This is a genomic window from Sphingomonas sp. KR3-1 (assembly GCF_040049295.1).
Lineage (GTDB): Bacteria > Pseudomonadota > Alphaproteobacteria > Sphingomonadales > Sphingomonadaceae > Sphingomonas.
In genome coordinates, this window is the sequence record NZ_JBDZDQ010000001.1 from 1141873 (window position 1) to 1160159 (window position 18287).

Annotated in this window: 21 protein-coding genes and 1 tRNA gene; 12 read left to right on the forward strand and 10 right to left on the reverse strand. The window is 68.8% G+C overall.

Annotated elements, in window-relative coordinates; translation table 11 throughout:
* Positions 1-9 precede the first annotated feature (9 nt).
* From purU to ABLE38_RS05710, 5 genes are all read right to left on the reverse strand, one after another.
* A complete protein-coding gene (purU, locus tag ABLE38_RS05690; RefSeq protein ID WP_348973187.1) occupies positions 10-858 on the reverse strand; it encodes a formyltetrahydrofolate deformylase in 849 nt (282 codons plus the stop codon).
* On the reverse strand, positions 855-1211 hold the full coding sequence (locus ABLE38_RS05695; protein ID WP_348973188.1) for a cupin domain-containing protein: 357 nt from the start codon (positions 1209-1211) through the stop codon (positions 855-857). Before ABLE38_RS05695 ends, purU begins: the two co-directional genes overlap by 4 nt.
* On the reverse strand, positions 1208-1606 hold the full coding sequence (locus tag ABLE38_RS05700; protein WP_348973189.1) for a VOC family protein: 399 nt from the start codon (positions 1604-1606) through the stop codon (positions 1208-1210). Before ABLE38_RS05700 ends, ABLE38_RS05695 begins: the two co-directional genes overlap by 4 nt.
* 1 nt (position 1607) lies before the next feature.
* Entirely contained in the window at positions 1608-2720 is a 1113-nt protein-coding gene (locus ABLE38_RS05705; protein ID WP_348973190.1) for an S-(hydroxymethyl)glutathione dehydrogenase/class III alcohol dehydrogenase, read from the reverse strand.
* 65 nt (positions 2721-2785) lie between these two features.
* Positions 2786-3433, reverse strand: coding sequence for a hypothetical protein (locus ABLE38_RS05710; protein ID WP_348973191.1), 648 nt, complete (start codon positions 3431-3433; stop codon positions 2786-2788).
* Between the two features lie 186 nt (positions 3434-3619).
* Here ABLE38_RS05710 and ABLE38_RS05715 point away from each other — a divergent pair, with 186 nt between their 5' ends.
* From ABLE38_RS05715 to ABLE38_RS05725, 3 genes are read left to right on the forward strand one after another with little or no spacing between them, the layout of a single operon-like run.
* A complete protein-coding gene (locus ABLE38_RS05715) occupies positions 3620-4738 on the forward strand; it encodes an 8-amino-7-oxononanoate synthase (protein ID WP_348973192.1) in 1119 nt (372 codons plus the stop codon).
* Positions 4735-5361: a dethiobiotin synthase gene (gene bioD / locus ABLE38_RS05720; protein WP_348973193.1), complete on the forward strand. Its 627-nt coding sequence runs from the start codon at positions 4735-4737 to the stop codon at positions 5359-5361. The genes ABLE38_RS05715 and bioD overlap by 4 nt, the downstream gene beginning before the upstream one ends.
* Positions 5358-6632, forward strand: coding sequence for an adenosylmethionine--8-amino-7-oxononanoate transaminase (locus ABLE38_RS05725; protein WP_348973194.1), 1275 nt, complete (start codon positions 5358-5360; stop codon positions 6630-6632). Before bioD ends, ABLE38_RS05725 begins: the two co-directional genes overlap by 4 nt.
* Positions 6633-6639: 7 nt before the next feature.
* Here the strand turns inward: ABLE38_RS05725 and ABLE38_RS05730 are convergent.
* Positions 6640-6714, reverse strand: a tRNA-Thr gene (locus tag ABLE38_RS05730).
* 104 nt (positions 6715-6818) lie between these two features.
* Between ABLE38_RS05730 and ABLE38_RS05735 the strand changes: the two genes are divergently transcribed.
* Complete coding sequence (locus tag ABLE38_RS05735) at positions 6819-6962, forward strand: hypothetical protein (protein ID WP_348973195.1); 144 nt, start codon at positions 6819-6821, stop codon at positions 6960-6962.
* Here the strand turns inward: ABLE38_RS05735 and ABLE38_RS05740 are convergent.
* Both ABLE38_RS05740 and ABLE38_RS05745 read right to left on the reverse strand, forming a co-directional pair.
* Positions 6929-7078 (reverse strand): hypothetical protein, encoded by a 150-nt coding sequence (locus ABLE38_RS05740; RefSeq protein WP_348973196.1) that lies wholly within the window; start codon positions 7076-7078, stop codon positions 6929-6931. The two genes, ABLE38_RS05735 and ABLE38_RS05740, sit on opposite strands and share 34 nt — an antisense overlap.
* Complete coding sequence (locus ABLE38_RS05745; protein WP_348973197.1) at positions 7045-8841, reverse strand: aminopeptidase P family protein; 1797 nt, start codon at positions 8839-8841, stop codon at positions 7045-7047. The genes ABLE38_RS05740 and ABLE38_RS05745 overlap by 34 nt, the downstream gene beginning before the upstream one ends.
* Before the next feature lie 150 nt (positions 8842-8991).
* On the opposite strand from ABLE38_RS05745, the gene ABLE38_RS05750 reads away from it, so the two are divergent.
* Positions 8992-9513 (forward strand): hypothetical protein, encoded by a 522-nt coding sequence (locus tag ABLE38_RS05750; protein ID WP_348973198.1) that lies wholly within the window; start codon positions 8992-8994, stop codon positions 9511-9513.
* Entirely contained in the window at positions 9510-10571 is a 1062-nt protein-coding gene (locus tag ABLE38_RS05755; RefSeq protein WP_348973199.1) for an alanine racemase, read from the forward strand. Before ABLE38_RS05750 ends, ABLE38_RS05755 begins: the two co-directional genes overlap by 4 nt.
* On the opposite strand, the gene ABLE38_RS05760 is transcribed toward ABLE38_RS05755, so the two are convergent.
* A complete protein-coding gene (locus ABLE38_RS05760) occupies positions 10568-10882 on the reverse strand; it encodes a hypothetical protein (protein ID WP_348973200.1) in 315 nt (104 codons plus the stop codon). The genes ABLE38_RS05755 and ABLE38_RS05760 overlap by 4 nt on opposite strands.
* 121 nt (positions 10883-11003) lie before the next feature.
* Here ABLE38_RS05760 and ABLE38_RS05765 point away from each other — a divergent pair, with 121 nt between their 5' ends.
* Positions 11004-11744: an energy transducer TonB gene (locus tag ABLE38_RS05765; protein ID WP_348973201.1), complete on the forward strand. Its 741-nt coding sequence runs from the start codon at positions 11004-11006 to the stop codon at positions 11742-11744.
* On the opposite strand, the gene ABLE38_RS05770 is transcribed toward ABLE38_RS05765, so the two are convergent.
* Positions 11741-12640: a LysR family transcriptional regulator gene (locus ABLE38_RS05770; RefSeq protein ID WP_348973202.1), complete on the reverse strand. Its 900-nt coding sequence runs from the start codon at positions 12638-12640 to the stop codon at positions 11741-11743. The two genes, ABLE38_RS05765 and ABLE38_RS05770, sit on opposite strands and share 4 nt — an antisense overlap.
* A 97-nt stretch (positions 12641-12737) precedes the next feature.
* Here ABLE38_RS05770 and ABLE38_RS05775 point away from each other — a divergent pair, with 97 nt between their 5' ends.
* From ABLE38_RS05775 to ABLE38_RS05795, 5 genes are all read left to right on the forward strand, one after another.
* Positions 12738-13898, forward strand: coding sequence for an MFS transporter (locus ABLE38_RS05775; protein WP_348973203.1), 1161 nt, complete (start codon positions 12738-12740; stop codon positions 13896-13898).
* A gap of 60 nt (positions 13899-13958) precedes the next feature.
* Positions 13959-14789, forward strand: a complete 831-nt coding sequence (locus ABLE38_RS05780; RefSeq protein WP_348973204.1) for a hypothetical protein — start codon at positions 13959-13961, stop codon at positions 14787-14789.
* Positions 14790-14833: 44 nt separating this feature from the next.
* On the forward strand, positions 14834-16897 hold the full coding sequence (locus ABLE38_RS05785) for a S9 family peptidase (RefSeq protein ID WP_348973205.1): 2064 nt from the start codon (positions 14834-14836) through the stop codon (positions 16895-16897).
* Positions 16894-17340 (forward strand): DUF2059 domain-containing protein, encoded by a 447-nt coding sequence (locus ABLE38_RS05790; protein ID WP_348973206.1) that lies wholly within the window; start codon positions 16894-16896, stop codon positions 17338-17340. Before ABLE38_RS05785 ends, ABLE38_RS05790 begins: the two co-directional genes overlap by 4 nt.
* Positions 17341-17675: 335 nt before the next feature.
* Entirely contained in the window at positions 17676-18149 is a 474-nt protein-coding gene (locus ABLE38_RS05795; protein ID WP_348973207.1) for a cytochrome c, read from the forward strand.
* The last annotated feature ends 138 nt before the right edge of the window (positions 18150-18287 follow it).

The window sequence follows — 18287 nt, forward strand, 5'->3', positions numbered from 1 at the left end:
GCGGGTCCTTCAGCGGAAGACGATGGTGCGGTTGCCGTTGAGGAAGACGCGGCGCGCCCCCACCCATTGCACGGCGCGGGCCAGCACCTGCGCCTCGATGTCGCGACCGATGCGGATCATGTCGTCGACCGAGGCCCGATGATCGACGCGCTCGACCGCCTGCTCGATGATCGGCCCTTCATCGAGATCGCTGGTAACGAAATGCGCGGTGGCGCCGATCAGCTTGACGCCGCGCTCGTGCGCGCGGTGATAAGGCCGTGCGCCCTTGAAGCCGGGCAGGAAGCTGTGATGGATGTTGATGCACCTGCCCGCCAGCCGATCGGCGAGCGCAGGCGACAGGATCTGCATGTAGCGCGCGAGGATCAGATAATCGGCGCCGGCGCGATCGAATGCGGCGAGGAGCGCGTCCTCCTGTGCCTGCTTCCCCTCGGGCAGCAGCGTGAAGGGCAGGCCGTGCCATTCGGTGAGGTCGCGCAGCGTCTCGTGATTCGAGACGACGCCGGCAATCTCGACACCGAGATGATCGGTCTTCCAGCGATGCAGCAAATCGTTGAGGCAATGCGAGCCCGTGGACACCGCGATCAGGATGCGCGGACGAACTGCCGCCTCGGCCATCGCCCAGGTTAGCCCGAAGCGCTCCGCCACCGGGGCGAAGTCGGCGCGGAGCTGCGCGGTCTCGAAGGAAGCGCCTGCCGCCTTGAACTCGACCCGCATGAAAAATCGGCCCGCCTCGAGATCGGCATATTGCTGGCTGTCGAGGATGAATCCGTCGCGCGCGGCGAGGAAGCCGCTGACCGCCGCAACGATGCCCGGCCTGTCCTCGCAATCGAGCGTCAGGATCCAGGCCGGCGCGGTCACGCGTCCACCACCGGCTTCTGCGGCGAGCCTTCGCCGAGATTGTTGGTGCCGCCCGGTTCGATATTGAGCATCCGGACCTCGCCGTGGCGGGCAACCGGGCGATGCTCGACGCCGCGCGGGACGACATAGAGCTCGCCCGGACCGAGCGTGACGGTGCGGTCGCGCAGCTCGATGTCGAGTATGCCGTCGAGCACCAGGAAGAAGTCGTCAGTGTCTTCATGCACGTGCCAGACGAACTCGCCCTCCACCTTCACGATGCGCACGTCGTTGCCGTTGTAGCTGGCGACTAGGCGGGGCGCCCAATGCTCGCTGAAGGTGGCGAACTTCTCCGCCAGGTTGACGGCGTCGCTCATGCCGGCACGCGCCACATCGCGCAGAGCTTGTTGCCGTCGGAATCGCGCAGATAGGCGAGATAGACCGAGCCGAGCGAACCGCCGTCGCGCACCCCGGGCCGGGCCTCGATCGCGGTGCCGCCATGCGCCAGGCCGGCCGCGTGGAATGCCGCCGCCTGCTCGGCCGAGCCGCACTTGAAGCCGATCGTCGCGCCATTGGCGCAGGTGGCGGGCTCACCGTCGATCGGCTCGCTGATGCCGAAAGAGCTGCCGTCGTGTCGGTAGAACAGCCGGACCTGGCCGGTGGCGTTGACGTGGCGGAAGGGCTCGCCGGCGCCGAGCACGCCGAGCACCGCATCGTAGAACGCCTTGGAGCGCTCGATATCGTTGCTGCCGACCATCACATGGCTGAACATCTCAGTAGACCACCACGCTGCGGATGCTCTCGCCGGCATGCATCAGGTCGAAGCCCTTGTTGATCTCGTCGAGCGTCAGCACGTGCGTGATCATCGGGTCGATCTCGATCTTGCCGTTCATGTACCAGTCGACGATCTTGGGCACGTCGGTACGGCCCTTGGCGCCGCCGAATGCAGTGCCGCGCCAGTTGCGCCCGGTGACGAGCTGGAACGGGCGCGTGCTGATCTCCTTGCCCGCCTCGGCCACGCCGATGATGATGCTGGTGCCCCAGCCGCGGTGGCAGGCCTCGAGCGCGGTGCGCATAACCTCGGTGTTGCCGGTGCAATCGAAGGTATAGTCGGCGCCGCCATCGGTGAGTGCGAGGATCTCGGCGATGGTCTGCTCGCGCGACTTGCCGCGGCCGTCGATGAAGTCGGTCATGCCGAAGCGGCGGCCCCATTCCTCGCGGTCCGGGTTGATGTCGACGCCGATGATCTTGTTGGCGCCGGCCATCTTGGCGCCCTGGAGCACGTTGAGACCGATGCCGCCCAGCCCGAACACGACGATGTTGTCGCCGACCTGGACCTTGGCGGTGTTGACCACCGCGCCGACGCCGGTGGTGACGCCGCAGCCGATATAGCAGCTGGTCTGGAACGGCGCGTCCTCGCGGATCTTCGCCACGGCGATTTCGGGCAGCACGGTGAAGTTCGAGAAGGTCGAGCAGCCCATGTAATGGAAGATCGTCTGCCCCTTGTAGCTGAACCGCGACGTGCCGTCCGGCATCAGCCCCTTGCCCTGGGTGGCGCGGATCGCGGTGCACAAATTGGTCTTGCCGCTGAGGCACGACTTACACTGGCGGCATTCGGGGGTGTAGAGCGGGATGACATGGTCGCCCGGCTTCACGCTGGTGACGCCCGGGCCGACCTCGCGGACCACGCCAGCGCCTTCATGACCGAGCACGCTCGGGAAGATGCCTTCCGAATCGAAGCCGTCGAGCGTGTAGGCATCGGTGTGGCAGATACCGGTCGCCATGATCTCGACCAGCACTTCGCCGGCCTTGGGGCCTTCGAGGTCGAGCTCGACGATCTCGAGCGGCTGCTTCGCTTCGAAGGCGACGGCGGCGCGGGTCTTCATGGTGCTTGCTCCTTGTTCGCCGGCGTGATCGTGGAAACGCCGCCGAGTTGCAAGGCATCAAGCCATCAGCGCAGGCGCCGATCCGCGGGGCGATGGAGCGTGAGGAAGACGCCTCCCCACCAGGCGATGCCGGCAAGGGCAGCGAATTCGAGGAACAGGCGCGAGAAGCCCGAGGCGAAGGCGAGCCCCGCAAAGACGAGCCCCGCGAGCTGCACCCAGGCGGGCAGGCTCCCCGCCGCCCGCGCCTCGCGCACGGTCAAGCTCGCCCAGAGCGCGACGCCGGCATGGCCGAGCAGCGTCAACATGGCGACAAGATCGCCGCGCGGCGAGACTCGGCCCTGGCCGAGCAAGGCAGCCGCCTCGATGGAGAAATGCGACGCGACGGCCAGGCACAGGACCCCGGCGACGCCGGCGACGAGCGCCAGCTTCCGCCCCGGGCGGGACGGTCCGATCGGAGCAGCAAGCGTGAGCATCGCGAGCAGCAGCGCGCCAGCGAACACGCTGCGAACGATCTCGCCGGCGAGCAGCAGGCCCCAATAGGCCTGGGCGCTGACGAACGTGCCCCTTGCGATCGCCGCGAACGGATCGGCGGCGCCGGCCAGATCGTGCGCGAGGTCGCCGAGTATGATCAGCGCGACGGTGAGCAGCAGGCTGAGCAGCGCCGCCACCGTGCCGAAAGGTCTTCCGCTCTCGCCGATGAAGGATCGCTGCACGGGGGTGAATCCTTTGTGTATTGCTCAAATAATACACTAGATATCCCGGCCCGACAAGCATGGTTGCGCGTCCCATCCTGCAGTTCCCCGGCGAAAGCCGCGGCTCATGGTCAAAAGGGATACGGCATAGAAACCCTGGCCTCCGGCTTTCGCCGGGGAGCAAGACTGGCCTATGGGCGCAGCGTGATGGATTGTTTCGAAGCCCAGCGCCGCGACCTCGCCGATCTTGCTGCCCGCTCGCGCGCCCGCCGGCTGGCGGTGCGAACCGGCCGCGATTTCGCCTCCAACGACTATCTCGCGCTGGCCGGCGATCCCGCGCTGGCGGCGGCGGTACGCGCCGCGATCGACGCGGGGGTGCCGATCGGGTCGGGCGGGTCGCGGCTGCTGCGCGGCAACCACGCGGCGCACGAGCGACTGGAGGCAGCGGCGGCGCGCTTCTTCGGCGCCGAGAGCGCGCTCTATTTCTCGACCGGCTATGCGGCCAATGCCGCGCTGCTTTCCACCCTGCCCCAGCGCGGCGACCTGATCGTCCATGACGCGCTCGTCCATGCCAGCGCACACGAGGGCATTCGGCTGGGCCGCGCCGAGGCGCGGGCGGCAGCGCACAACGACCCCGATGCGTTCGAGGACGTCATCGCCGCGTGGCGCGCAGCGAGCGGCACGGGCCGCGTGTGGATCGCCGTGGAGAGCCTCTATTCGATGGACGGCGACCGCGCGCCGCTGGACGCGCTGGCGGCGATCGCCGATCGGCACGACGCAGTGCTGATCGTCGACGAGGCGCATGCCACCGGCGTGTTCGGCCCGGAAGGGCGCGGACTGGCCGCGGGGCTGGCGGGACGCGAGAACCTGATCACGCTGCACACCTGCGGCAAGGCACTGGGCTGCGAAGGTGCGCTGCTCTGCGGCCCTGCGGTGGTGCGCGATTTCCTGGTCAATCGCGGTCGCGCCTTCATCTTCTCGACCGCGCCCTCGCCGCTGATGGCGGCGGCGGTGGAGGCTGCACTCGGGCTGATCACCGCGCCGGGCCGGCGCGAGCGGCTGCACGCACTGATCGCCCAGGCCGAGGCGCTGCTCGCGCCGGCGGGCGTGCAGGCGACGGGCTCGCAGATCGTGCCGCTGGTGCTCGGCGAGGACGCGCGGACAATGGCGGTGGCCGCGGCATTGCAGGATCGCGGCTTCGACGTGCGCGGCATCCGCCCGCCAACCGTGCCCGTGGGTACCTCCCGTCTGCGCATCTCGCTGACGCTCAACGTGACCGAGGGCGATGTCGCCGCGCTCGCCGATGCGCTGGGGAGCCTCGCATGAGGATCGTCGTCACCGGGACCGACACCGATATTGGCAAGACCGTGTTCGCCGCCGGCCTCGCCGGGGCGCTGGGCGCGAGCTACTGGAAGCCGATCCAGAGCGGGCTGGATGGCGGCAGCGATGCCGAACGGGTGGCGGCGCTGTCGGGCGCGGCGGTGCTGTCCGAGGCCTATCGGCTGACCACCCCCTGCTCGCCGCACCGCGCCGCCGAGATCGATGGCGTGACGATCGACCCCGACCGGTTGATGCCGCCGCCGATCGACCCCTTCGTGGTCGATCCGCTGGTGATCGAGGGTGCCGGCGGCGCGCTGGTGCCGGTGACGCGCGAACTGCTCTACGCCGACCTGTTCGCGCGCTGGCGCTTCCCGACCGTGCTGGTCGCGCGGACCAGCCTGGGCACGATCAACCACAGCCTGCTCTCGATCGAGGCGCTGCGCGCGCGCAGCGTCCCGATCCTCGGCATCGCGTTTGTCGGCGAGGCCAACGAGGACAGCGAGGCGACCATCGCCGCCATCGGCAAGGTCCGCCGATTGGGGCGGCTGCCGATCCTCGACCCGCTCGACCGCGCCACGCTTTCCGCTGCCTTCGCCAAGGCCTTCGACATCACGGACTTCGCTGCATGACCTCGCCCGTCTGGCACCCCTTCACCCAGCATGGCCTGGGCGAGCCGATCCCCGAGGTCGTGCGCACCGAGGGCGCGGCGCTGCACGCGCGCGACGGGCGGCGCTTCGTCGATGCGATCTCGTCCTGGTGGGTGACGACGCACGGCCATTGCCACCCGCGGATCATGTCGGCGATCGCCGAGCAGGCCGCGCAGATGGACCAGATCATCTTCGCCGGCTGGACGCATGAGCCGGCCGAGACGCTGGCGCGCGAACTGGTGCGGATCATGCCGGACGAACTCCGCCACGTCTTCTATTCGGACAGCGGCTCGACCAGCGTCGAAGTGGCGCTCAAGATGGCGCTCGGCTTCTGGGACAATCGCGGCGAGCCCCGCCACCGCATCGTGGTGATGGAGCATGGCTATCATGGCGACACGATCGGCGGCATGTCGGTCGGCGCGCGCGGGGTGTTCAACCGGCCCTACCAGCCGCTGCTGTTCGACGTGGCGACGATCCCCTTCCCCGAGCCCGGCCGGAGCCAGGCGACGCTCGACGCGCTCGAGGCGCAGTGCCGCGCGAAGCCCGCCGCATTGCTGGTCGAGCCGCTGGCGCTGGGCGCGGGCGGCATGAAATTCTATTCGGCCAGCCTGCTCGCCGAGATGCGCAAGATCTGCGCGGCGCACGGCGTGCTGTTCATTGCCGACGAAGTGATGACCGGCTGGGGGCGCACCGGCACGCTGCTCGCCTGCGAGCGGGCGGGCGTGGTGCCCGATATTCTCTGCCTGTCCAAGGGCCTGACCGGCGGCGCGGTGCCACTCGCGGTGACGATGGCGACGGCGCCGATCTTCGACGCGCACCGCTCCGACGACCGCGCGCGGATGTTCTTCCACTCGTCGAGCTACACCGCCAACCCGATCGCCTGCGCTGCCGCCAACGCCAATCTGGCGATCTGGCGCGAGGAACCGGTGCTCGACCGCATCGCCGATCTCGGCGACCGCCAGCAAGACCGGCTCGACCGGCTCGCCGCCCACCCGCTGATCCGCAACCCGCGCCGGCTCGGCACGGTCGTCGCCGCGGAAATGGGGGCGAGCGAATCGGTCTATCTCAATGCAATGGGCCCGCGGCTGAAGGCCTTCGCGCACGAACGCGGCGTGCTGCTGCGGCCGCTGGGCAACACGCTGTACGTGATGCCGCCCTATTGCATCGAGGATGCGGATCTAGATGCAGTCTACGCTGCGATCACCGACTTCCTGGAGCGGGAGCCCCGCATGGGGGATTTGTTCGCGATCTAGAAGCGAATGGTGCTGCCGGTGAGGATTGAACTCACGACCTCAGCCTTACCAAGGATGCGCTCTACCACTGAGCTACGGCAGCACTCGCTCGAACGGTCCGGCAGCGCCGGGTCCCAAGCGGGAGGCGCCTATGTGCTTGGGTAGGACCGATTGTCAACCCGCGGGGAAGCGGTTTATCGCAGGAATATGAGCGATGCGGAAAAACAGGCCCGGCTGGCCGAGGCGCTGCGGGCCAATCTGAGGAAGCGCAAGGCGCAGGCCCGCGAGCAGGCCGCGCCCCCCGAATCAGCCCCGGTTCAGAGCGATCCGAACCAGAGCGAGACGCCCTGAGCCGTATCATAGGCGTTGCGCACGATGGCGTGCGGCCCCTGAAGGTACATCGCCATGGCGACCGCGCCGGCCATGAACCACATCACCCGAGAGCTGCGCACTTCGCTTCTAACCATTTCAACTCGTCCCCGCCCATCTGCGGTCCCAAAATCCGCAGAACTTCAGCATGATAGCCATTAAGCCAGGCGCGTTCCTGCTCGGTTAGCAGAGATGGTAAAATTAGCGTTCGCTCAATCGGCGCGAAGGTCAGCGTCTCGAAGCCGAGCATTTGTTGTTCCGCACCCGAAATCAAATGCTTGGTGACCAGCACCAGGTTCTCGATCCGGATGCCGAATTCCTGCGCTTTATAGTAACCGGGCTCGTTCGACAGGAACATGCCCTCGCGCAGCGGCTCGAGGCTCTGGCCGCCGGGATAATAAGGCTGAGCGATGCGCTGCGGCCCCTCGTGCACCGACAGATACGAACCGACGCCGTGGCCGGTGCCATGGCCATAGTCGAGGCCGACTTCCCAGAGCGGGCGGCGCGCGAAGCTGTCGAGCTGGGCGCCGGTGGTGCCGTCGGGGAAGATCGCGGTGGCGATGGCGATATGGCCCTTGAGGACGCGGGTGAAGCGGTCCTTCATCTCCTCCGAGGCCTCGCCCACCGGCATCACGCGGGTCACGTCGGTGGTGCCGTCCGCGTACTGGCCGCCCGAATCGACCAGATAGAGCTGGCCGACCTCGATCGGCAGGCTCGATTCGTCGGTGACCTTGTAGTGCGGGATCGCGCCGTTGGGGCCGGTGGCGGAGATGGTGTCGAAGCTCAGATCCTTGAGCACGCCGGTCTGGTCGCGGAACTCGCGCAGCTTGTCGGCGGCGGACATCTCGGTGAGGCCGCCCTGGGGTGCGGTCTCCTCGAACCACTTCAGGAAGCGGCTGAGCGCGGCGCCGTCGCGGGCCTGCGCGGCCTTCTGCCCGGCGATCTCGGCGGGGTTCTTGATCGCCTTGGCGAGGATCACCGGATCGCGCAGCGCGAGCACCTTGGCGCCGCCAGCATCGAGCGCGTCGAAGATCGCCGAGACCGCGCTGCCCGGATCGGCAGCGACGCGCTTGCCGGCAAAGCCCTGGAGCGCCGGGGCGAAGGCAGTGCGGTCATGGATGCGGATGGCGTTGCCGAGATGCTGGCGGACTTCGTCGGTCACCTTTTCGGGCGCGACGAAGAAATCGGCAGTGCCATCGGCGTTGACCACCGCATAGGCGAGCGCGACCGGCGTGTGCGACACGTCGGTGCCGCGGATATTGAACGCCCAGGCGATCGAATCGAGCGCGGAGAGCACGACCGCGTCGGCCTTGCGCTCGGCCAGCCAGTCGGCGATCTCGGCGCGCTTGGCGGGGGAGGATTTGCCGGCGAGATCGTCGGCCTGCACCGCAAGCGTCGCGGCGCTCGGTGCGGGCTTGTCGGGCCAGACCGCATCGATCGGGTTGGTGTTCACCGCGACCAGCTCGGCGCCCTTCTCGGCCAGCGCCTTGCGCGCTTCCTCGACCCAGGCGCGGGTGTGCAGCCAGGGATCATAGCCGATGCGGCCGCCGTCGGGCGCGTGCGTGCCGAGCCAAGAGGCGACGCTGGTCGCCGGCACGCCGACATATTCCCAGTCGTCGCCCGAGACCTGCTGGCGGACCTGGATGGTGTAGCGCCCATCGGTGAAGATCGCCGCTTCCTGCGGCAGCACCACCGCGGTACCGGCCGAGCCCTGGAAGCCGGTGAGCCAGGCAAGGCGCTGGGCATAGGCGCCGACATATTCGGACATATGCTCATCGGTGAGCGGCACGACGAACCCGTCGAGTCGGTCGCGCTTCAGCTGCTCGCGAAGGGCGCGGAGACGGTCGGCATAGCTGGACATGGTCGATCCTCAAGACTGCTTGGGAGGCGGCGGCAGGCGCGCGCCTCATCCGATCCCAGCCCTATAGACCCGGTGATGGGGCGAGGGACAGGGGGTGCCTTTCGCCGCGCCACGAACTAGGCTCGACCACGATCGACAGGGGGAAATATCATGCGCATCGCCATTCCGATTGCCGCACTCACGCTGGTCGCCGCCGCGCCCGCCGCCGACGCGCCGGTGCTGAACATCGCCCGCGGCCAGACCGTCACCGTGCAGATCGCAGGCAGCGGCTTTACTGCGGCCGCCCCGATCCAGGCCGAGGTCGCGCCGTTCGAAGCTGCCGCGGTCAACACGCTGTGGCAGACCGGAAAGTACAAGGTCGGCTCGGTCGGTACCGGTGCAGGCCATGACGGCGTGCCCGAGACTCCGCCGATCGCCCCCGACCGGATCAAGCTCAAGATGGTCGAATATCCCGCCGGGCAGACGATGCTCGCGGTGGAGAACGGCTATGCGCAGAGCTTCGTCTACCGCGCGGTCATGCACCGCGGCGGCGGCGCGCAGCCGACGACGGTGTGCCTGGTCATGCCCGGCAAGCGCACGATGGAACATTGGCCATTCAAGATCGACCGGCTCGAATTGCGCGATCTCCATCTGGTCGACTGGAAACGCGGCGACGCGATGCCGTGCCAATGAGCTTTCCGTTCCCCCGCGCCGACCTGCCGACGCCCGCGCTGCTGCTCGACGTGGCGGCGATGGACCGCAATATCGCGGCGATGGCGGCGTTCGCGAAGGCGCGCGGCCTGGCGCTCCGCCCGCATGCCAAGACGCACAAGAGCGCCGAAATCGCGCTGCGGCAGGTCGCTGCGGGCGCGGCGGGGATATGCTGCGCCAAGCTGGGCGAGGCCGAGGCGCTGGCGGCGTGCGGAGTGGGCGACATCCACCTGACCTCGCCGGTGGTGACGCCCGGCGGGATCGCGCGGTTGAAGGCTCTGGCGGGCATGATCCGGCTGTCGGTGGTGGCGGACCATCCCGCGCCTGTGGCGGCGCTGGCGGGCAGCGGCGTGCGCGTGTTCGTCGATGTCGATCCGGGCGTGCACCGCACCGGGGTGACCTCGCCCGAGGCCGCTGTGGCACTGGCACGGGCGATTGCCGCGGCGGGGCTGACGCTGGGCGGCGTGCAATTCTATTGCGGCTCCGAACAGCACATCGCGACGCTTGCGGACCGCCGCGCGGCGATTACGGGCAAGACCGCGTATCTGCGCACCGTGCTGGCAGCGCTGGCGGCGGCCGGGATCGATGTTCCGGTGGTGACGGGCGCGGGCACCGGCACCTTTGCGATCGATGCCGAACTGGGCGTGCTGAGCGAGCTGCAGGTGGGCAGCTACATCTTCCTCGACCGCGAATATCGCGATTGCGAACTGGCCGGGCCAAGCTTCGAACAGGCGCTGTGGGTGGATTCCACCGTGATCAGCGCGAACACGCCCGGCATGGTGACGATCGATGCGGGATTGAAGTCTTTCGCCACCGATGCCGGGGTGCCCATTACCGCGTCAGGCACCGCGCGCTTCGCCTTCATGGGCGACGAGCAGGGTGCGCTGATCGGCGAGCAGCTGCCGGGCCTGGCGGACCGCGTGACGCTGGTTCCGCCGCACTGCGACCCGACCGTGAATCTCTATGATTGCTATTGGCTGGTGGAGGGCGACGCGATCACCGGCAGCTGGCCGGTGACCGCGCGCGGACGCTCTACCTAGCGGCGGACGTAGTAGCAGCGGTGCTTCGCGCTCACGCTGCGATCGATCGCCCGGCCGCCGAGTGCGCCGCCGACACCACCGACCGCGGCGCCAAGCAGGCCGTGGCCGATGATCGCGGGGCCGGCGAGCACGCCGACCGCCGCACCGCCGATCAGGCCGGCATTACCGGGCGAGTGGCGGCACTTCTTGTAATAGGCCCGCGACTTGTAGCTCTTGCCCTTGTAGTGGCTCTGCGCCTGCGCCGCCGGAATCTCGAACGCGACGGGCATGGCCAGCGAGAGAGCGGCAACCGCCGCAATCATCTTACGCATGACTGTTTCCCTTCCTTGAATGCAACACGGGTTAAACCTGCATCCCCCGACAGGGTTGCATGAACCTAAAACAACATCGCGTTCATGGGATCGTTCGGCGGGCACCGGGCATTTGATCGACATGCAGCGAGCCGGCATCTCGACTCCGCGTGAGCGGCTGGGCGGCGCGATCGGCGCGCTAGCCATGGTGGCGCTGGTCCTCTGGATACTGATCAGCGGGCTGGTACCGTCGCTGCGCATCGGCGAGGTGCCGGCACTCCGGCTGCTCGACTTCTCCGTGCCGCTACCCCCGCCGCCCGAACCCGAGACGCCGCCCGCCCCCAAGCCCAAGGCGCCGAAACAGGAGGGCAAGGCGTCGCCCCCCAACAAGGTATCGCGCGCCAGCGAAGTGGTAGCGCCGCTGCCCGCCCCCGTCCCGCCGCCGCTGCCCGCCGCGCCCAAGCCGGCGCAGGGCAGCGACAACAGCTCGGGCAATGCGCCGGTCGCCGGGCCGGGTACGGGCTCGGGCGGGATTGGCGACGGCACCGGCAGTGGCGGGCGCGGCAATGGCGCGGGCGGCGGCGGCGGCACCGCGCTGCGGCTGCTCAAGGGCGACATCACCGGGCGCGACTATCCCAAGGCGGCGGCGGAGGCCGGCGCGCAGGGCACGGTGGCGATGCGCTTCACCGTGGGCGTCGATGGGCGGGTGAGCGATTGCCGGGTGACGCGCTCGAGCGGCAATGCCGAGCTCGACGAGACCACCTGCCGGCTGATCCTCAAGCGCTTCCGCTATGCGCCAAGCCGCGACGCCAATGGCAAACCCTATCCGGACACGGTGACCGGCGAGCAGGAATGGCAGCTCTACGATCGGCCGGATCGCTAGCGCGCGAGCTTCTCGACCAGGAAATCGACGAACGCGCGCACCCGCGCCGGGCGCGTGCTGCCGCCGACGAACACCGCGTGGATATCCTCGCGGTCGCCGGGATTGAACGGCTCGAGCAGCGCGACGAGGCGCCCGGCGGCGAGATGATCGACCACGTTGAAGCTGCCGACCCGGGCGATCCCGGCGCCGGCGACTGCGAGCTGCACCAGCGTCTCGCCATTGTTCGCCTCGATATTGCCGCCGACCGGCAGCGCATAGTCGCGCCCGTCGCGACGGAAGGGCCAGACCGGCTCGGCACGGCGGAAGTTGAAGTTGAGGCAATTGTGCGCGTGGAGGTCCTCGGGGACCTGGGGCGCGCCCATCCGGGTGAGATAGAAGGGCGCCGCAACGATAGTGCGCCCGGTCTCGCCGATCTTGCGCGCGGTGAGCGGGCTGTCCGCCAGCGGGCCGAAGCGGATCGCGACATCGGCGCGGCCGCCGGCGACGTCCTCGAGCATGTCGCTCAGGCTGATGTCGACGAGGATGCCGGGATAGCGCGCGACGAACTCGCCAAGCAGCGGCACCACCGCGAGCCGGCCATGGGCGAGCGCGGCGCTCACCCTGAGCCGCCCGCGCGGCGCAGCCTGGTCCGCCAACTCGCCCTCGACCTCGGCGATGTCGGCCAGGATGCGCTGCGCGGCGTGGAGATAGGCGTCGCCCTCCGGCGTGAGCACGAGCCGGCGTGTGGTGCGGGTGATCAGCCGGACGCCGAGCCGCGCCTCGATCCGGGCAAGCGCGCGGCTGACGGCGGAGGGCGTGAGGTCGAGCCGGCGCGCGGCAGCGGAGAGGCTGCCTTCGCGCACCGCCGTCACGAAGATCTCCATCTCGCCGGATCGATCCGCCAGGGTACGACTCATTCGTGATTCCAGTGCACAGATGCTTCCCCGATCGGGTATCTACTCGAACGCGGCCGGACAGTACATTTACGCTGTCGCACAAATCGGAGCCTGCCGCATGAGTCCCCGCCCTGCCCTGTTCGCGCTTGCCATCGGTGCCTTTGGCATCGGCGTCACCGAATTCACCCCGATGGGCCTGCTGCCCGTGATCGCCGGCGACCTGGGCGTGACGATCCCCATCGCCGGGCTGCTGGTCAGCGCCTATGCGATCGGCGTGCTGATCGGCGCGCCGCTGATGACGCTCACCACCGGCCGCGTCCCGCGCCGCACACTGCTGATCGCGCTCGCCGCGATCTTCACGCTCGGCAACCTGCTGGCCGCGGTATCGGGCAGCTATGCGATGCTGATGGCGGCGCGGATCGTGACCTCGTTCAACCACGGCGCCTTTTTCGGCGTCGGATCGGTGGTCGCCGCGAGCCTGGTCGCGCCCGAGCGGCGGGCCGGGGCGATCGCCACCATGTTCATGGGGCTGACCATCGCGACGATCGGCGGCGTGCCGCTCGCCACCTGGGCGGGCGAGGCATTCGGCTGGCGCGCGGTGTTCGCGGGCATCGCCGGGATCGGCGTGGTGACGATGATTGCGCTGCGGTTGTTCGTACCCGCGCTGCCGGGCCAGGCCGATGCGGACATGGGCGCCGAGCTGCGCGTGCTCGCCCGCCCGCCGGTGCTGTTCGCGCTGGCGCTGACCATGATCGGGTTCAGCGCGATGTTCACCGTCTTCACCTATATCGCGCCGATCCTGCGCGAGGCATCGCACGCCTCGACCTTCTGGGTGACGACGGCGCTGGTGCTGTTCGGCGTCGGGCTGACGGCAGGCAACTGGCTGGGCGGCCGCTATGCCGACAAGTCGGTGGAGGCCGCGCTGATCACGATGATGGCGGCGCTGGCGGTGCTGCTGGTGGCGTTCGCCTTCGGCATGGCCTCGCTGCCGCTCGCAATGATCCTGCTGCCGCTCTGGGGCGCGGCGAGCTTCGCGCTGGTGCCGCCGCTGCAGATGCGGGTGATGGATGCGGCGCATGATGCACCCAACCTGGCCTCGGCGATGAACATCGGCGCGTTCAACCTGGGCAACGCGATCGGCGCGGCGCTGGGCGGCGAAGTGATCCGCGAGGGGCTGGGCTATCCGGCGGTGTCGCTCGCCGGCGCGGCGATGGCGCTCGCCGGGCTGGCGATGGTGCTGGTGCCGCGGCTGGCCCGCAGGCGCGCCGCGCTCGCCTAATCCGCTTGCGCCGGCGCGCACGATTCGGAAAGGTGGGTCTTTCGCAAAGGGGGCTTTGCCATGATCCGAACCGTAATTTCCGCCACTACCCTCGCCGCAGCGCCATTCGCCGCCCAGGCACAGACCAGCGGCAGCTGGGAAGTGCAGGTCGAGCCGACCGAATGCTCGCTCGTTCGAAACCAGCAGGGCGCGGCACCCGGCCTGCTCGCGGTGCGCACCGTGCCGGGCACCGACGAGATCGTTGTGCTGGTGAGCGGCAAGGACGTCCCAAGCCGCGCCCGCGATGCGCGCTTCCCGGCCAGGCTGACCTTCGACGACAGCAAGCCGATCGAGATCAAGGCCGCCGCGATGGGCAAGCTGGCGAGCGGGCCGGCGTTCCTGCTCACCGGATTCAAGCCGGACATGCTCGATGGCTTCGCCGCCGCGCACCGGGTGAACGTCGGCACCGAATCGAGCAGCTTCATCGCCTTCGACGTTCCCCAGGCCCGCGCCGCGATCGGCGCGCTGCGCAAATGCGTCAACGACCTCCTGGTCGACTGGGGCGCCGATCCGGCCCAGTTCGCGCCCGGCGGCACGCCGCCCGTCGCACTCAAGCCGCGCGAAGCCTGGCTCAGCCGGGCGCAGCTGATGGACGTGGTTGGCACCACCGCGGACGAGCAGATCGACGATCTCTTCCGCGTCACCGTCGCCGCCGACGGCACGATCGCGAGCTGCAAGCGCGAAGAGGCCAAGGCCAATGCGAAGACCGAGAAGCTCGGCTGCGCGCCGGTGGCCGGACAGAAGCTGTTCACCCCGGCGAAGAACGCGGCGGGCGCACCGGTGACAGGCGCCGCGGCGTTCCGGATCCGGCTGGTCCAGCAGGCCAAGACCGAGCGCGGGACGACGCGCTAGGCATTGGGGTTCGACAGGCGGGCGGGCTGGGCTAAGGAACGGGGATGACCGATCTTTCCAAGCCCCCCGTCGCCGCCACCCGTCCCCACAGCTTCACCGCGCATGGCGTGACGATCGAGGACCCCTGGGCCTGGCTCAAGGATCCCGCCTATCCCACCGTCACCGACAAGGACGTGCTGTCCTATCTCGAGGAGGAGAACCGCTTCTTCGAAGCCGTGATGGAGCCGCTCAAGCCGCTCTCGAGCGCGCTGTTCAAGGAGATGCGCGGGCGGATCAAGGAAGACGAATCGTCGGTGCCGCAAAAGGACGGCGAGTGGCTCTACTGGACCGATTACGAGACCGGCGGCGAATATCCGCGCTGGTGGCGCAAGCCGGTGGCGGGCGGCGAGGATGTGCTGATCCTCGACGAGCCGACGCTGGCCGAGGGCAAGGAATATTTCCGGCTCGGCGCCTTTTCCGTGAGCCCCGACGGCAGACTGCTCGCCTATGCGGTGGACGACAACGGCTCGGAGCGGTTCGAGGTTCGGGTGAAGGACCTGGCGAGCGGCGAACTGCTGCCCGACACGATCCCCGGCATGCTCTCCGAGATCGTCTGGACGTCCGACTCGAAGGGCTTCCTCTACGGCCTGGCGAACGAGAATTGGCGGACCGACAATGCCCGCTGGCACAAGCTCGGCGAGCCGATCGAACAGGACATCGAGCTCTTCAAGGAAGCCGATGAGGGCTACCGCGTCGGCGTCGGCGAGACCCAGTCGCGCAACTATCTGCTGCTATCGACCGGCGACCATGTGACGAGCGAAGTCTATCTGCTCGATCCTGCCGATCCCTCGAAGCCGATGGTCTGCGTGAGCCCGCGCAAGCCGGGCCGCGAATATGATGTCGACGAGCATGACGGCACGCTGTTCATCCACACCAACGACATCGACCCGCAATTCCGGCTGGTGACCGCCCCGGTCGACAATCCCGGCGACTGGATCGAGCGGATCGCGCCGTCGAAGCATTTCTACATGACCGGGGTGACCTGCTTCGCCGATTTCTTCATCGTCGAGGGCCGCGAGGACGGGCTCGACCAGATCGAGCTCCACCGCTACGCTCCAGGCACTCCGCCGACCCGGCTGGCCTTTCCCGAGGCGAGCTATGTCGCCGGGCTGGGCGACAATCCCGAATATGCAGTCGACACGCTGCGGCTCGGCTATGAGTCGATGGTCACGCCGGGCACGGTCTACGATTACGACGTCGCCAGCGGCGCGCTGACCACGCTCAAGGTGCAGGAGATCCCGTCGGGCTATGACGGGAGCAAGTACCGCACCGAGCGGCTCAAGATCGCGGCCCGCGACGGCACCGAGGTGCCGGTATCGGTGGTCTATCCCAAGGACTTCCCCAAGGACGGCACCGGCAAGCTCTATCTCTACGCCTATGGCGCCTATGGCTACGCCATCCCACCGGGCTTCTCGACCAGCCGCATGTCGTTCCTCGACCGCGGCATGGCCTTCGCCATCGCCCATATCCGCGGCGGCGACGATCTGGGCCAGCAATGGTATCTCGACGGCAAGCTCACCAAGCGGACCAACACGTTCAACGACTTTGTCGACGTCGCCAAGGGGCTGATCGACAAGGGCTTCACCCACAAGGGCGGCATCGCGATCGCTGGGCGCTCGGCGGGCGGCGAGCTGATGGGCGCGGTGGTCAACTCCGATCCCGAGCTGTGGGGCGCGGTGGTCGCCGACGTGCCCTTTGTCGACGTGCTCAACACCATGCTCGACGAGAGCCTGCCGCTCACCCCGGGCGAATGGCCCGAATGGGGCAATCCGGTGGAGGACGCCGCGGCCTTCGAGCTGATCCGCTCCTATTCGCCGTACGACAACGTCACCGCGCAAGCCTATCCGCCGCTGTTCATCTCGGGCGGGCTCAACGATCCGCGCGTCACCTATTGGGAGCCGGCGAAGTGGGCGGCCAAGCTCCGCGCGACCAAGACCGATGCCAACATCCTCGTCCTCAAGACCAATATGGGCGCCGGGCACGGCGGCAAGTCGGGCCGCTGGGAGAGCCTGAAGGAAGCCGCCGACGAGATGGCGTTCGTCCTCTGGCAATTGGGAGTGACCGCATGAGCCTGATCCTTGCCCTCGCCCTGCTCGCCGCGCCCGACCCGACGCCGGAGGCGCTGGCGCTCGGCCGGCGGCTCGCCGAGACGGGCACCTTCTCCACGCTGATCCCGGGCGTCATCGCCGACGAGCGGGAGAAGCTGGTCGCCAAGTTCCCCGAGCTCAGCGACGCCGACAAGGCGCTGCTGCGCGCCACCGCCGACGAGACCGGCAAGGCGCAGACCGACAGGCTGATGGACGCGATCGGCCGCGGCTATGCCGCGACGCTCTCGATCGAGGACCTCCGCGCGCTGGTCGCGTTCAACGAGAGCCCTGCCGCGCAGCGCTGGCGCGCCGCGACGCCCGCGGCGATGATGGGCGCGATGGAATCGGTGGGCGACCCCGACTTCCAGGAGAATGCCCGCAAGGCCTTCTGCAAGAAGACCGGCAAGGCCTGCGCGCCGCGCTAGCGCTATCTCCCGCCCTTCGCCCCTGCCGCCCGTATCACCAACCGCGTCTCGCGGTGGCATTGGTGGCAGAAGGCGAAATCGAACGTCTCGCTGAGTATCCAGGCCTGGGAACTGACGTCCCATTCGGCCCAGGCATCGCGGGTGACGGCAATGCCGCCACAACGTTCGCATGCATGTTCGACCCGAGGAGCTTCGCCTTCTGCCACGCCGGCAGGATAGTCGATCGACGCTCCGTTTTGGCGGCGACTATGTCCGTTATGGACAAGGTTCGCCGGCCATTGCCGCCGCCCGCCGCGAGGCCTAGCCTGTGCGCCTCCGACCAAGGGAGAAGACCCATGCGCACTTCCACGCTCGCACTCGGCGCCGCCACGGCGCTGTTCCTCACTCTCGCCGCCACCGCCCCGGGCAGCCGCGCCGTCGCCGCCGACCCAACTGCGGACGTGATCGCCGGGCGCCAGGCGGCGTTCCGCCTGTCCGGCGCGCTGTCCGGCCAGATCAAGGCTGGCGTCGACCGCGGCGACGATCCCAAGACGCTCGCCTTCGCCGCCCGCGCGCTCGCCGGCTGGGCCAAGGCGATCCCCGGCATGTTCCCCGCCGGCAGCAGCGCCGCCAATTCGGGCGCGCTGCCCAGCGTCTGGTCCGACCGCGCCGGCTTCGAGGCCAAGGCGGCCGCCTATGCCGCCGCCGCCACCAAGCTGGCCGACCTCGCCAAGGCCGGCGACAAGCCGGGCTTCGCCGCGCAGTTCGCCGTGGTCGGCGGCACCTGCAAGGCGTGCCACGACGCCTATCGCAAGCCCGACCAGCACTGAGGCGGGGCACATCGCAGGGCCGTCCCAGAACGGTTCAGCCCTGCGAAAGCCCGGCTTCGCGATTCTACTAACCGGTGTTAACCCTAATTGCCTGTGCGCCGCCTCCCGGAGCAAGGGGGGACGGTCCGGGGAGTATTG

Coding starts and splice junctions, on each gene's coding strand:
- ABLE38_RS05715 (WP_348973192.1), top strand. CDS start 3,620: ATGGATTGTTTCGAAGCCCAGCGCCGCGACCTCGCCGATCTTGCTGCC.
- ABLE38_RS05780 (WP_348973204.1), top strand. CDS start 13,959: ATGATCCGAACCGTAATTTCCGCCACTACCCTCGCCGCAGCGCCATTC.
- ABLE38_RS05795 (WP_348973207.1), top strand. CDS start 17,676: ATGCGCACTTCCACGCTCGCACTCGGCGCCGCCACGGCGCTGTTCCTC.
- ABLE38_RS05735 (WP_348973195.1), top strand. CDS start 6,819: ATGAGCGATGCGGAAAAACAGGCCCGGCTGGCCGAGGCGCTGCGGGCC.
- ABLE38_RS05745 (WP_348973197.1), bottom strand. CDS start 8,841: ATGTCCAGCTATGCCGACCGTCTCCGCGCCCTTCGCGAGCAGCTGAAG.
- ABLE38_RS05695 (WP_348973188.1), bottom strand. CDS start 1,211: ATGAGCGACGCCGTCAACCTGGCGGAGAAGTTCGCCACCTTCAGCGAG.
- ABLE38_RS05705 (WP_348973190.1), bottom strand. CDS start 2,720: ATGAAGACCCGCGCCGCCGTCGCCTTCGAAGCGAAGCAGCCGCTCGAG.
- ABLE38_RS05790 (WP_348973206.1), top strand. CDS start 16,894: ATGAGCCTGATCCTTGCCCTCGCCCTGCTCGCCGCGCCCGACCCGACG.
- ABLE38_RS05725 (WP_348973194.1), top strand. CDS start 5,358: ATGACCTCGCCCGTCTGGCACCCCTTCACCCAGCATGGCCTGGGCGAG.
- ABLE38_RS05765 (WP_348973201.1), top strand. CDS start 11,004: ATGCAGCGAGCCGGCATCTCGACTCCGCGTGAGCGGCTGGGCGGCGCG.
- ABLE38_RS05750 (WP_348973198.1), top strand. CDS start 8,992: ATGCGCATCGCCATTCCGATTGCCGCACTCACGCTGGTCGCCGCCGCG.
- ABLE38_RS05700 (WP_348973189.1), bottom strand. CDS start 1,606: ATGTTCAGCCATGTGATGGTCGGCAGCAACGATATCGAGCGCTCCAAG.
- ABLE38_RS05775 (WP_348973203.1), top strand. CDS start 12,738: ATGAGTCCCCGCCCTGCCCTGTTCGCGCTTGCCATCGGTGCCTTTGGC.
- ABLE38_RS05770 (WP_348973202.1), bottom strand. CDS start 12,640: ATGAGTCGTACCCTGGCGGATCGATCCGGCGAGATGGAGATCTTCGTG.
- ABLE38_RS05760 (WP_348973200.1), bottom strand. CDS start 10,882: ATGCGTAAGATGATTGCGGCGGTTGCCGCTCTCTCGCTGGCCATGCCC.
- ABLE38_RS05785 (WP_348973205.1), top strand. CDS start 14,834: ATGACCGATCTTTCCAAGCCCCCCGTCGCCGCCACCCGTCCCCACAGC.
- bioD (WP_348973193.1), top strand. CDS start 4,735: ATGAGGATCGTCGTCACCGGGACCGACACCGATATTGGCAAGACCGTG.
- ABLE38_RS05755 (WP_348973199.1), top strand. CDS start 9,510: ATGAGCTTTCCGTTCCCCCGCGCCGACCTGCCGACGCCCGCGCTGCTG.
- ABLE38_RS05740 (WP_348973196.1), bottom strand. CDS start 7,078: ATGGTTAGAAGCGAAGTGCGCAGCTCTCGGGTGATGTGGTTCATGGCC.